The sequence below is a fragment of the Veillonella sp. oral taxon 780 str. F0422 genome, assembly GCF_000221605.1.
GTDB lineage: Bacteria > Bacillota > Negativicutes > Veillonellales > Veillonellaceae > F0422.
The window spans coordinates 1-13,056 of sequence record NZ_AFUJ01000032.1 but is presented as its reverse complement, the minus strand read 5'-3'; the positions used below and the strand labels follow the sequence as shown (position 1 = coordinate 13,056).

The window sequence follows — 13,056 nt, the reverse complement described above, 5'->3', positions numbered from 1 at the left end:
CTCGTTTATATAATTCCTAGTTCTTGTTTTAATGCACTTTGTAATATTTTAGAAAAATTAAGATTCTCTTCTTCTGCTTTATGATTAAGCCAACTAGGAATAGTAAGCGTTTTTTTCACAGCTCTATTATCTGTCTTTCTTAAATAAGCTTCCTCATCCCATTTTACTAGCCCAATAAACTCCCCTGAGCTACATTGTATATCTGTTGGACTCATAGGAGCTGGAAATTCTTCTTTATCTTCACTCAAAGAATACAAATAAAGTCCCAATGCATCTTCTGCCATGTCCACCGCCTCGGCTAATGTATTACCTTCTGTAACACAGCCTGGCAAATCTGGAAAGCTGACTGTATATCCTCCATCTCCATCACTGCTAAAAATTGCTGGATACATTTCTTTTCTCATAGTATACCTCCTATTTCATCGTAACTACTTTATTTAATTCCTGCTTGCTTCAATATTGTATGTAATGTTTTAGGTTTTAAGTCTTCTTTATGTACAGGTACTGTAACACGCCCCACTTTACTCGTATGCTTTAACATATGATGTGAGCCTCGTATTCGATCAACATACCAGCCGTCCTTTTTTAATACTTTTAGTAGTTCTTTTGGTGTTACCAAAATAATCACCAGCTTTCACGAAAATAGACATGAGATTACTAATTACATACAAAACAACTTCTATTTTTATTATAGTACGTACTAACACGTATGTAAACTATAGATTTGCATTGACACACCTACTGTCATGGATTAGAATGAAAGTAACATATTCATTATTTTATAAGGAGGTTGTCATGGACACTGACACGGTTCAGCAAGAGTTTGAAGATATTGGTTTTGAAATTGTAGAAGTTGACGAACGGGACGTCCTATTATACGAACTATCTGATGGTAGCGAAGAGGAAGATGGTCAATATGCCATTATTTCCGATGAAGATGGACGTATTCCTACTGCAATGGATACACCTGTAATTGTATCCGTGTATGATGATAATGATGCATTTCAATGGAGCGTAACACTTCCAAATGGAGAGGAACTAAAAGAATTATTCCTTCGTGTGGAAAGTGCGGAAGAATTGCTAGATACTTTGCAAGATATTCGCAATGAAAATATTGAGCGTTACGATTCTGAAATGGACTCCTATAGCGAGTAATACAGCAAAAAGGCTGTCGCACCATGTAATTTACATGTTGTGACAGCCTTTCTTAATACAACTGTATAAGTAGGAGGCTATACTAGTCAGCATCCTAAGTCCTGTATTATGTTATCTTTTTATTCAAGCATCCCCTGTTTATGTGTCAGCATGTTCTCACAAGCAGCTACGATTTCCGCTGCTCCATCTACTTTCCAAGCCTTCGCTGCTTCATGCATAGCCTGTAAGCGTTCATGATTTTGTAATAAAGCACCTACTACATCATCCAAGTTTTCAATATGACGTGCCCATTTGCCACAGCCCTTTTGTTCTAACAGTTCTGCATTAGCTTCTTCTTGTCCAGGAATGGCATTGAAAAATACCATAGGTACGCCTATAGTAACGCCTTCCATACAAGTCAATGCCCCGGGCTTTGTCACAAGCAACGTCGCCTTCCGCATCAATTCAGGGATTTCATTGGTATAGCCATATATAGAAATAGGCGTTCGTAAGGATTCTTTCATATGATGCAAAGAGTTATATAACCCATCGTTCAAGCCTGCCACTACATGAATTTCATCAATCCCCGGTACATGATCTAACCGTTGTAAGGCTTCTTCTACACAGCCTAATCCAAGTCCACCACCCATGAGCAATACCCTCTTACAAGAATCACTGCCATAAGGTTCTTTTAAAGGTGTAAAGAAGTGACGCATAATAGGAATACCCGTGACATGAATTTTTTCTAAAGGTACACCCATGTTTAACACTTCATACACCATGGATGGCGTAGCTACATGATAGGCATCGATTTCATCATAGCGCCAAAATTGGTGGGCCGCAAAGTCAGTCATAACGGCTACAATAGGAATCTCTATTTTTCGATGTCGTTTCAACACACTTGCTGCCCCACAAGGAAATGGATGGGTACAAACAATTAAATCTGGTTCTTCCTTTTCTATGAGTTTTTCCATCCGATTCTTTAACATCCAAGACACTACCGTTTGGGCTACGCTTCCTTTCCATTCAGCACCAGACCAACGATAGACAATATCATAGAGAAAAGGAAAGAAGTCTAACATTTTAAAATAGGTTTCTTTCAATAGGTTATCAAAGGAAAATGTATCTGTCCCTAAAAAGTCTACATGATGCACGACTGCACTTGGATCTTTCTGTTGCCAATATTCTTGAATCGCCAGTGCCGCTTGCGTATGACCCGTACCAATTGACGCCGATACAATTAAAATACGTTGACCCATGTGCCCTCCTTTCTTTAGATAGCCTCTAATGATGTATGTTTATCTCACCAATTCTTACTAAGCAATTACATTATGTCTATTCTATCATAGATTCGAAGAGATATGAATATTACGTATAAAAAAGAACGCTATCATTTCCATGCAAATCTAAGAAAATATCAATTTGCAGAGGAACTGTAGCGTTCTTTTTGTATTTTAGGAATATCCTGAATTATTTTTTACGAACTTTAGTAGATGCTTTAGCAGCTGGTGCGTTCACAAGGTCTTTTAATTGTTTACCTGCTTTGAAAGCTGGGGATTTGGATGCTGGAATTGTCATTTCTTCTTTCGTACGAGGGTTGCGGCCAATGCGTTCAGCACGAGTACGAACTTCGAAAGTACCAAAACCAATTACTTGTACTTTTTCTTCTTTAGCTAATGCTTCGCCAATTGTGTCGAATAAAGCTTTTACTGCTTTTTCAGCATCTTTTTTTGTCAATTCAGCTTTAGCTGCAACGCTTGCGATTAATTCAGTTTTGTTCATGATTGAACCTCCCTTAAAAATAGTATTCTTTTAACTTAATCATGCGATTAAAGTTCCACCTTTGCCGCCTCCCAAAATTCATCTAGCTCTTTGAGAGTAAAATCCTCCCATTTGTTTCCACTCTGTTGGACCTTTTTTTCCACATAAGAAAATCGCCGTATAAACTTTGTATTTGTGCGGTGTAGTGCGTTTTCTCCGACTATTTTATACCATTTAAACAGATTTATCAAGGAAAAAAGTACATCTCCCCCCTCTTCTTCCGCTTTTTCTATGTCTTTTTTGAATATTTCTTGCTTAAATTCATCTATTTCTTCATAAAACTTAGCCCATACCCCTTCTTCACTAGGCCAGTCGAACCCCACTTTACTTGCCTTCTCTTGTAATTTTTGAGCCCGCAATAAAGCTGGTAATCCTGGAGAAATTCCATCCAAAATAGATGTGCGTTCATGCCCTTTTTCTTTTGCTTTCAATTCTTCCCAAGTTGCTAATGTATCTCCTACTGTTTCTCGATCTGCACTTTGAAACACATGCGGATGACGTCTCACCATTTTAGCGGTAATATCATTCACCACATCTTGCATGGTAAAATATCCATTTTCCTCTGCCACGCGTGCATGAAATACGATTTGCAACAATAAATCTCCTAATTCTTCCCGCAAATGGTCCACATTCTTTTCATCAATGGCTTCTAATGTTTCATATACTTCTTCTAGCAAATATCTACGTAGCGAACTATGTGTTTGTAATTTATCCCAAGGACATCCATTAGGGCCTCGTAATTCAGCTAATACATCTACTAATGGATCCAATGTAAAGGAACTCGTTTCTTTTTGACTCACTTAGAACCACCTTTCTTCATGGCTTGTTTTGCCAAACCTGTAAACTCTTTCACCTGCATGGTTTTCGTTATACTTAGTGCTAATACATATAGTACAATTCCTAAAAGAATAGATAATGCTACACTCATGGTATTAGATAGGATAGTACTCATAAAGTTATAAAACATCACTGTGCCACCACCCATGGCTAAGGAGGAGAATAGTATTTTTCCAATTTCTAGGAAAGAAATAGTAAATGATGTACTTCGATACAATATATACAAGTTTGCTACCGCAGCTATACCAAAATCTACATTAGTGGCCCACGCAGCCCCTTCTATCCCCCATTGCGGTGTTAAATAGAGATTTAATAAAATTTTTAATACTGCCCCTAAGAGTAACGTAAACATAGGAATCGCCGTACGTCCTAACCCCTGTAAGGCACCTGTTGTTACTTGTTGTACACCTAGTAGCCAAATGCTAGTGCTAAGAACAGCAATAGATCCACCTGCATTAGGGGTATCAAACATCATCTGAGAAATCGGTGTAGCCAATACACACAATCCTACAAAGGCAGGAATAGTTACAATATTCGTCATCCGTAGCGCGGTCTCCATGCGATGATGGATTTCTTCTCTATCTCGTTCTCTATGCAGTCTAGATATGGCCGGTACTAAGCTAGTGGCTAAGGACATAGTCACTATAACAGGCAAGCTGATAAGAGAGGTCGCCATGCCTGTTAAATATCCAAATGCTGTTGTGGCCTCTTCTTTGCCATAACCAGATAGCATCAATTGTTGTGGTACTAGCCATAAATCAATGGCTCCAATGAGAGGTATCATAATATTGGCTACGGCCACTGGAAAGGCTAGTGTCATTAAGTCTTTTATAATGGTCTTCGGTGATTCTAAAGGAAATATTTGTCCTTCTAATTTAGATTCTCGACCATAATAATACAGTAACACCACTAATCCTAAGCCTACGCCAATGACAGAAGATAAGGCCGCACGACTAGAGGCTAATTCAATCCCCTGTGGTAAAAAGTAGATAGCGGCCCCCACCATCACTAGTACACGCCCTAACTGTTCACATACCTGTGATATACCAGTAGGCAACATATTTTGAAATCCTTGAAAATAACCTCGAAAACAGGCCAATAAAGAAACAATCCCAATGGCAGGTGCTACCGCTAATAACGCACCTTCTGCTCGGTTATCTGTAATCAATCCGATTTCGATAACATAAGGAATAGCAATATAGAAGGCTACACTTAGCAATACACCTAGCATCCCCATAGTAGTCAATGCTACCTTGAAAATATGCCGAGCTCCTCTATAGTCCTCTTGTCCCACTTTGCGAGCAATCATAATAGAAAGAGCGACTGGTAATCCTGCTGCTCCAATACTGATAATTAGTTGATACAAAGAATAGGCCATTTGGTACAGACCCACCCCTTCGCCTCCTAAGATACGGGCTACAATGACTTTACTGACCGCCCCTATGACCTTCACCAATAACCCTGCTACGGTTAAGATCATAGCTCCTTTCATAAATCCTGTCATATTAGCCCTCCTTTGGAAGTTTTCGTTCAAATTCACTCAGTACTTGTTCTACTTGGCGGATTACATCGCCAGATTGTAATGTATAGGCCCATACAGTGGGGTTTGAGCCTCGATGTTTCATATGTTTCCATATATCTTCACTGATGGCACCCATATCCCAGTCTTCCATTTTAGACTCATCTTGCCAAGTAAAGAGAATATTCCCATCCTTACGAATGACACTCTTCATGCCTAAAGCACGAGCTCGTTCCTTAATCATGGCCAATTTAATCAGACGTTCCACTGGTTTTGTAGGAGATCCAAAACGGTCAATTAATTCATCTACAAAATCGTCTAAACCAGCTTTTGTATCAATTTGTAGTAATCGTTGATACACAGAAATCTTTCGTGCCTCATCATGAATATAATCACTATCGATAAAGGCATCTATGCCTACATCCACCACTGGTGCTAGTAATGGTCGGTCTGGCATATCTTTTTTCTGGGCTTTTGCAATCGCTTCTTCTAACATGGCAGCATACATAGCAAAGCCGACAGCTGCGATATTACCATGTTGTTGCGCACCTAATAAATTGCCTGCCCCTCGAATTTCCATGTCGCGCATAGCTAACTTAAATCCTGCGCCTAATTCGGTAAATTCCTGGATGGCCTTCAACCGTTTTTCGGCACTTTCATTTAACACCTTATCTGGGCGATACATAAAATATGCATACGCCCGTTGACTAGAACGCCCTACTCGTCCGCGCATTTGATACAACTGTGACAAGCCCAAATGATCTGCATCGTAAATAATAATGGTATTGGCGTTTGGAATGTCTAAGCCCGTTTCAATAATACTAGTACATAAGAGCACATCATATTGTCCTTCTGTAAAATCCTGCATCACATGTTCCATCATGGTCCCCGCCATTTGTCCATGAGCCACTGCAATGCGTAGGTCTGGCATAGCTCGCTGTAACTGTTCTTCCATATGCGCAATAGACTGTACCTTATTGTACACAAAATATACCTGTCCACCTCGTTGTAGCTCACGACGAATAGCTTCCGTCACTACTTGCATATCAAACTCTACAACATAGGTTTGCACTGGTAATCGTTCCATCGGTGGCGTATGGATGACACTCATTTCACGAACCCCTACCAAGGACATGTGCAAGGTCCTTGGAATTGGCGTAGCGCTGAGGGTTAAAATATCAATATTAGTAGCCCATTGTTTCCACTTTTCTTTTTGTGCCACCCCAAATCGTTGTTCTTCATCTACTACTAATAGGCCTAACTTTTGGAATTGAATTTTCTTACTTAATAACGCATGTGTGCCGATTAAGATATCTACCTGTCCATCTTGTACAGCCTTAATAATATCCTTCTTTTCTTTCGCTGACCGGAATCGATTTAACACTTCTACGCGCACTCCAAATTGTGAGAATCGATACATAAATGTTTTAAAATGTTGCTCTGAAAGCACCGTTGTGGGTACTAACATAGCCACTTGCTTACCGCTCATAACAGCTTTAAACATAGCGCGCATAGCCACTTCTGTTTTACCGAATCCAACATCCCCACATAACAGTCGGTCCATAGGGCGTGGTAATTCCATCGACGCCTTAATCTCTTGAATCGCTTGTAATTGGTCATCGGTCTCTTCATACGGGAACTGGTCTTCAAACTCTCGTTGCCATGGTTGGTCTGGTAAAAATGCATAGCCCTCTATAAGTTCTCGTTTCGCATACAACTCTACTAAGGTATCTGCTAAATTATCAATAGATTTTTGGGCTTTCGATTTTGTCTTAATCCATTCCTTACCCCCCATTTTATGTAGTTTGGGCGTAACTCCTTCATTACCAATATATTTTTGTAATTGATCCAAATGGTCTGCCGGTAAAAATAAACGATCTGTACCAGCGTAATCAATTTCAATATAATCTCGATGAATGCCTTCCGTCTCTATGGTCTTCAGTCCTCGATATTTACCAATACCATGGATGCTATGTACTACATAATCCCCAACGGTAATATCGGTAAAATATTTAATCTCCTGACCTTTATCTACTTTCTTACGAATTTTTTTCTTCTGAAAGCCAAAAATATTCCCTTCTGTGATGACCGTTAGATTTGAATGTGGTAATTCAAATCCCTCTGAAAGTATGCCCTCCACAATAAGAACTGCAGGTGCTGTCCATTCCCATGTATCTCGATACACATAGGATATCTTATTTTCAAGTAACGCACTTTCTATTGCTTCACGGCGTTGCTGATTGTGTAACACCAATACGATTTGTCTATTCAAGGATGCATTAAACTTAATATCATCCATAAGCATAGGAATTTGACGTTCATAGGAGGCAATAGATTTTCCCATCATACCGATGGTCTGTATCTTCCCCCATCCTGCAGAGCGTTGCATCATACTGAATAAAATAGTGGTATACGCCTGAGAAGATGCCTTCCAATCCTTCCAACGCAGATATAACTCTTCATTCGACGCATCTTCTTTATGAACTTTACCTAACGCTTCTTCTAACCGTTTTGGCTCGTCTAAAATTAATACGCCACTACTTAAATAAGAGAGTATAGAGCAAGTTTCCTCATCATTATCCGCGTGTATAGGTAAGACCATACATTCCGAAGTTTCCCCCATAGAGCGTTGCGTATCCACATTGAACTGACGCATAGTATCAATCGTATCGCCAAAAAATTCAAGACGAAAAGGAAATTCACTTTGGATAGGAAATACATCTAAAATATCTCCACGCACGCTAAAATGACCACGATATTCCACCTGGTCCACTCGTTCATATCCAATTTGTACTAATTTTTCTAACAGGATTTGCTGATCTATGTCTTGCTCTACCTGAAGCGTTAACATATGATCTAACACGGTACAAGGTTCGCCTACAAATTGACTAGCTTCTTCTATAGTAGCTAATACAATCACTGGTTTGCCCAAAGCTAGATTTCCTAAGGTCTCCATCCGTTTTGCCTGTGTATCTAAACTTTTTGCCGTCCATTGTGAAAGGGAGCGATCCACAATAGGATAAGATAATACTTTAGCATATGGTAATAGACATTGTATATCCCTTTCCCACAACTCTTTATGGGTTTTATCATGGGTCACAATAAGGGTTGGTCTTTGCTCACCTTCTAATGTAGCTTGACTATACAGAAAAGATTTCTGTGATCCTCCTAATCCATAGATTTGGGTAGCTCCTTTTTTATAAAAAGAGTCTACAATATCCTTCATAGTCCCTTTTATATCTAATATAGGCTTATATGTCATCGACATATAGTATTTCCTTTCTTATATGAAAAAGAGCTATAGTTATCTATAGCCCCTGTGATTATTCTAGGTTTTCTTTAATCGCCGTATTCGTGGACTCTTCAATATAATGAAGGGCTGCATAAATTAAATATGCACCTACAGTAAGACCGAAGAAAAAGGCTTTGAATATTTCTTTGTTCCAACGAGTTTCACGTAAACCAGAAACCGCAGATGCTAAAAAGCTTAAGTCTGTAACTTTCATAGCAACCTCCTTGTATCAACACTTAAATTTATATTCTTACACTAGATATACAAAAAAAGCGAATATAACTATTCGCTTATCTTTAAAATTGGTGCGGGAGAAGGGACTTGAACCCCCACGCCAATGGCGCCAGATCCTAAGTCTGGTGCGTCTGCCAATTCCGCCACTCCCGCATAAGATGGTGACCCAGGAGGGATTCGAACCCCCGACCTTTTGATTCGTAGTCAAACACTCTATCCAGCTGAGCTACTGAGTCATATGTAATTTAGTTGGCAGGGGCAGTAGGACTTGAACCCACAACCAACGGTTTTGGAGACCGCTACTCTACCAATTGAGCTATACCCCTATCTTTACGACTTACTCAGTATAACGTAAAGTTGATACTTTGTCAAGTGATTCTTGTAGCAGAACCAAGTTTTTAGCTGGGCTAGCAGATGCTAGCCCCCGCTAAGTTTAATCAGCAACTTCCTATCCTCCCAGGCCGTTTCCAGCCAAGTACTTTCGGCGTTTACGAGCTTAACTACTGTGTTCGGGATGGGAACAGGTGGTTCCTCGTAGCCATCGTCACTGAATTTGTCAGGGTGTTCCCTGAAAACTACATAGAAAGATAATATGTTAACTTACAAGTTTTTGTTTAAGTAAAGCCCTCGATCTATTAGTACCAGTCAGCTCCATGCCTTGCAGCACTTCCACACCTGGCCTATCAACCATGTCGTCTACATGGGATCTTACTAGCTTATGCTATGAGAAACCTCATCTCAAGGCTGGTTTCACGCTTAGATGCTTTCAGCGTTTATCCGTCCCGAACGTAGCTACCCAACTGTACCCTTGGCAGGATAATTGGTACACTAGCGGTTCGTCCACTCCGGTCCTCTCGTACTAGGAGCAGCCCCCTTCAAGTTTCTTTCGCCCGCGATGGATAGGGACCGAACTGTCTCACGACGTTCTGAACCCAGCTCACGTACCACTTTAATCGGCGAACAGCCGAACCCTTGGGACCTACTTCAGCCCCAGGATGTGATGAGCCGACATCGAGGTGCCAAACCTCCCCGTCGATATGGACTCTTGGGAGAGATTAGCCTGTTATCCCCAGGGTAGCTTTTATCCGTTGAGCGATGGCCCTTCCACTCGGCACCACCGGATCACTAAGCCCGACTTTCGTCCCTGCTCGACTTGTTGGTCTCGCAGTCAAGCTCCCTTCTGCCTTTACACTCTTCGAGCGATTTCCGTCCGCTCTGAGGGAACCTTTGGGCGCCTCCGTTACTCTTTAGGAGGCGACCGCCCCAGTCAAACTGTCCACCTAGGACTGTCCGGAAGGTCGTTACTCTTCCCGTTAGATTTCAATTAATCAAAGGGTGGTATCCCAACAGCGACTCCACTAAGACTAGCGCCCTAGCTTCTACGTCTCCCACCTATCCTGTACATTCATTAACTAAAATCAATCCTAAGTTACAGTAAAGCTCCATGGGGTCTTTCTGTCCAGTCGCGGGTAACCTGCATCTTCACAGGTACTTCAATTTCACCGGGTCCCTCGTTGAGACAGTGCGCAAGTCGTTACACCTTTCGTGCGGGTCGGAACTTACCCGACAAGGAATTTCGCTACCTTAGGACCGTTATAGTTACGGCCGCCGTTTACTGGGGCTTCAATTCAGAGCTTCGGATTACTCCTAACCCCTCCTCTTAACCTTCCAGCACCGGGCAGGTGTCAGCACCTATACGTCAGCTTTCGCTTTAGCAGGCACCTGTGTTTGTGGTAAACAGTCGCTTGCGCCTCTCTTGTGCCACCCATTCATGCTAGAGCCGTTACAAGCTTTCACACTACATGGGTCATCCTTTTCCCGAAGTTACGGATGCATTTTGCCGAGTTCCTTAACGAGGGTTTTCCCGCGCACCTTAGGATTCTCTCCCCGCCTACCTGTGTCGGTTTTGGTACGGGTAGTATGTCTCTACCTAGAAGCTTTTCTCGGCAACTTAGGATCAATTACTTCGCTCTTTTGAGCTCGTCATCACGCCTCAGCTTTTAGAGTAACGGATTTACCTATTACTCAACCTACACGCTTAAACATGCACTTCCAATCGCATGCTAACCTACCTGTTTGCGTCACTCCATCGATCAAACAATTCATACTAGTACAGGAATTTCAACCTGTTGTCCATCGCCTATGCTTTTCCGCCTCGGCTTAGGTCCCGACTTACCCTGAGACGACGATCGTTGCTCAGGAACCCTTAGGCTTTCGGTGGAAAGGATTCTCACCTTTCTTTTCGCTACTCATACCGGCATTCTCACTTCTTACCAGTCCACAGCTCCTTCCGGTACTGCTTCAATCCAATAAGAACGCTCCCCTACCCAATGGTATTACTACCATTGCCACGACTTCGGCTCTGCATTTTAGCCCCGGACATTTTCGGCGCAGAGTCTCTCGACCAGTGAGCTATTACGCACTCTTTAAATGGTGGCTGCTTCTAAGCCAACATCCTGGTTGTTTTGGAAACTCCACATCCTTTGCCACTTAATGCAGCATTGGGGGCCTTAGTCGGTGGTCTGGGCTGTTTCCCTCTTGACTATGGGCCTTATCACTCATAGTCTGACTCCCATGTATAAGTATAGCCATTCGTAGTTTGACTAGGTTCGGTACCCGGTGTGGGCCCTAGCCCGATCAGAGCTCTACCGCCTATACTCTTTACCATGAGGCTAGCCCTAAAGCTATTTCGGGGAGAACCAGCTATCTCCGTGTTCGATTGGCATTTCACCCCTATCCACAACTCATCCCAAAGCTTTTCAACGCTCACGAGTTCGGTCCTCCACACAATTTTACCTGTGCTTCAACCTGGCCATGGATAGATCACTACGGTTTCGGGTCTACTACCACTAACTCTTCGCCCTATTCAGACTCGCTTTCGCTTCGGCTCCACGTTTTCCGCTTAACCTCGCTAGTGACAGTAACTCGCCGGTTCATTCTTCAATAGGCACGCCGTCGACCTGCAATTATACGGTCTTCGACTGTTTGTAGACATACGGTTTCAGGTTCTCTTTCACTCCCCTCCCGGGGTGCTTTTCACCTTTCCCTCACGGTACTATGCGCTATCGGTCCATACTGGTATTTTGCCTTGGAGGGTGGTCCCCCCTGCTTCCCACAAGGTTTCACGTGTCTCGTGGTACTCTGGATACTGCTCCACATATGCAGGATTTCGACTACAGGGCTTTCACCTTCTTCGGCCGACCGTTCCAAGTCGGTTCGTCTATCCCATTTATGCTTGTTAGCAGTCCTCAACCCCGGTCTGGCGAACCAGTCCGGTTTGGGCTCTTCCCCGTTCGCTCGCCGCTACTAAGAGAATCTCGTTTGATTACTTTTCCTCTGGGTACTTAGATGTTTCAGTTCCCCAGGTGCCCTCCTCATACTCTCTGGTATGGGTGACAGAGCTTCACTCTGCCGGGTTCCCCCATTCGGATATCTACGGGTCAATGGTCGCTTGCACCTCTCCGTAGCTTTTCGCAGCTTACCGCGTCCTTCTTCGGCCAGTATAGCCAAGGCATCCACCGTATGCCCTTACTATCTTTACTTGATAGTGACATATAGTTATGTCTTTTGCTTTAGAGTCATCCTTTCGGATGCTCTCACCTTATAAGTTAATTTAGAGAATCTATGTGCTTGGTCTAACCCTTAGAGTCAACTCTAAGAGACCAAATCATAAATAATTTATTATCTTCTATGCAGTTTTCAAAGAACATCTTCATTTTCTATAAAATCACGCCTAACTTCGTCAAACTCATTCCGCTTGTCTCACGTAATTACCATTACGCTTCGACTTCGCCTCATTCGTTTTCCTTGTTATCCATCGATTTTCTTAGAAAATAGTGCTTAGTAAGTATATAAAGCATTTCACTACTTGTCAATACTAACTTTTGAGAGTTGACCTCTCAAAACTGAACAATAAAAGTGACCAAAGTGTCGACCTAGTGTGACATCTAGCATCTTGTGCTAGTGTATGTCTCCCTAGAAAGGAGGTGATCCAGCCGCACCTTCCGATACGGCTACCTTGTTACGACTTCACCCCAATCATCGACTTTACCTTAGACGGCTGGCTCCCGAAGGTTACCCCACCGGCTTTGGGTACTTCCGACTTTCGTGGTGTGACGGGCGGTGTGTACAAGGCCCGGGAACGTATTCACCGCAGTATGCTGACCTGCGATTACTAGCGATTCCGACTTCACGTAGGCGAGTTGCAGCCTACGATCCG

Annotated in this window: 9 protein-coding genes, 3 tRNA genes and 3 rRNA genes; 1 reads left to right on the top strand and 14 read right to left on the bottom strand. The window is 42.4% G+C overall.

All coding sequences use genetic code 11. The features are described from left to right. Positions 1-5 precede the first annotated feature (5 nt). Complete coding sequence (locus HMPREF9200_RS04000) at positions 6-404, bottom strand: type II toxin-antitoxin system HicB family antitoxin (protein ID WP_009353546.1); 399 nt, start codon at positions 402-404, stop codon at positions 6-8. 29 nt (positions 405-433) lie between these two features. Then, positions 434-628 carry a type II toxin-antitoxin system HicA family toxin gene (locus HMPREF9200_RS03995; RefSeq protein WP_009353532.1) on the bottom strand — a complete coding sequence of 65 codons (195 nt, stop codon included), beginning with the start codon at positions 626-628 and terminating at the stop codon, positions 434-436. A gap of 167 nt (positions 629-795) precedes the next feature. Between HMPREF9200_RS03995 and HMPREF9200_RS03990 the strand changes: the two genes are divergently transcribed. Next, a complete protein-coding gene (locus tag HMPREF9200_RS03990) occupies positions 796-1,155 on the top strand; it encodes a hypothetical protein (protein ID WP_009353548.1) in 360 nt (119 codons plus the stop codon). 119 nt (positions 1,156-1,274) lie between these two features. On the opposite strand, the gene HMPREF9200_RS03985 is transcribed toward HMPREF9200_RS03990, so the two are convergent. The 12 genes from HMPREF9200_RS03985 to HMPREF9200_RS03930 all read right to left on the bottom strand — a co-directional run. Further along, positions 1,275-2,393, bottom strand: a complete 1,119-nt coding sequence (locus HMPREF9200_RS03985; RefSeq protein WP_009353535.1) for a glycosyltransferase — start codon at positions 2,391-2,393, stop codon at positions 1,275-1,277. Positions 2,394-2,604: 211 nt separating this feature from the next. Continuing rightward, a complete protein-coding gene (locus HMPREF9200_RS03980) occupies positions 2,605-2,916 on the bottom strand; it encodes an HU family DNA-binding protein (RefSeq protein ID WP_009353537.1) in 312 nt (103 codons plus the stop codon). Positions 2,917-2,963: 47 nt separating this feature from the next. Continuing rightward, on the bottom strand, positions 2,964-3,755 hold the full coding sequence (mazG, locus tag HMPREF9200_RS03975) for a nucleoside triphosphate pyrophosphohydrolase (RefSeq protein WP_009353526.1): 792 nt from the start codon (positions 3,753-3,755) through the stop codon (positions 2,964-2,966). Next, complete coding sequence (locus HMPREF9200_RS03970) at positions 3,752-5,296, bottom strand: oligosaccharide flippase family protein (protein WP_009353542.1); 1,545 nt, start codon at positions 5,294-5,296, stop codon at positions 3,752-3,754. Before HMPREF9200_RS03970 ends, mazG begins: the two co-directional genes overlap by 4 nt. A gap of 1 nt (position 5,297) precedes the next feature. Further along, positions 5,298-8,579 carry a transcription-repair coupling factor gene (mfd, locus tag HMPREF9200_RS03965; protein ID WP_009353538.1) on the bottom strand — a complete coding sequence of 1,094 codons (3,282 nt, stop codon included), beginning with the start codon at positions 8,577-8,579 and terminating at the stop codon, positions 5,298-5,300. 55 nt (positions 8,580-8,634) lie between these two features. After that, positions 8,635-8,817: a hypothetical protein gene (locus tag HMPREF9200_RS03960; RefSeq protein ID WP_009353527.1), complete on the bottom strand. Its 183-nt coding sequence runs from the start codon at positions 8,815-8,817 to the stop codon at positions 8,635-8,637. Between the two features lie 89 nt (positions 8,818-8,906). Next, a tRNA-Leu gene (locus HMPREF9200_RS03955) sits at positions 8,907-8,990 on the bottom strand. Positions 8,991-8,996: 6 nt separating this feature from the next. Next, positions 8,997-9,073, bottom strand: a tRNA-Arg gene (locus HMPREF9200_RS03950). A gap of 14 nt (positions 9,074-9,087) precedes the next feature. After that, a tRNA-Trp gene (locus tag HMPREF9200_RS03945) sits at positions 9,088-9,163 on the bottom strand. 109 nt (positions 9,164-9,272) lie between these two features. Further along, a 5S ribosomal RNA gene (rrf, locus tag HMPREF9200_RS03940) occupies positions 9,273-9,389 on the bottom strand. 63 nt (positions 9,390-9,452) lie between these two features. Next, a 23S ribosomal RNA gene (locus HMPREF9200_RS03935) occupies positions 9,453-12,379 on the bottom strand. A gap of 437 nt (positions 12,380-12,816) precedes the next feature. Further along, a 16S ribosomal RNA gene (locus HMPREF9200_RS03930) occupies positions 12,817-13,056 on the bottom strand; the annotation flags it as partial.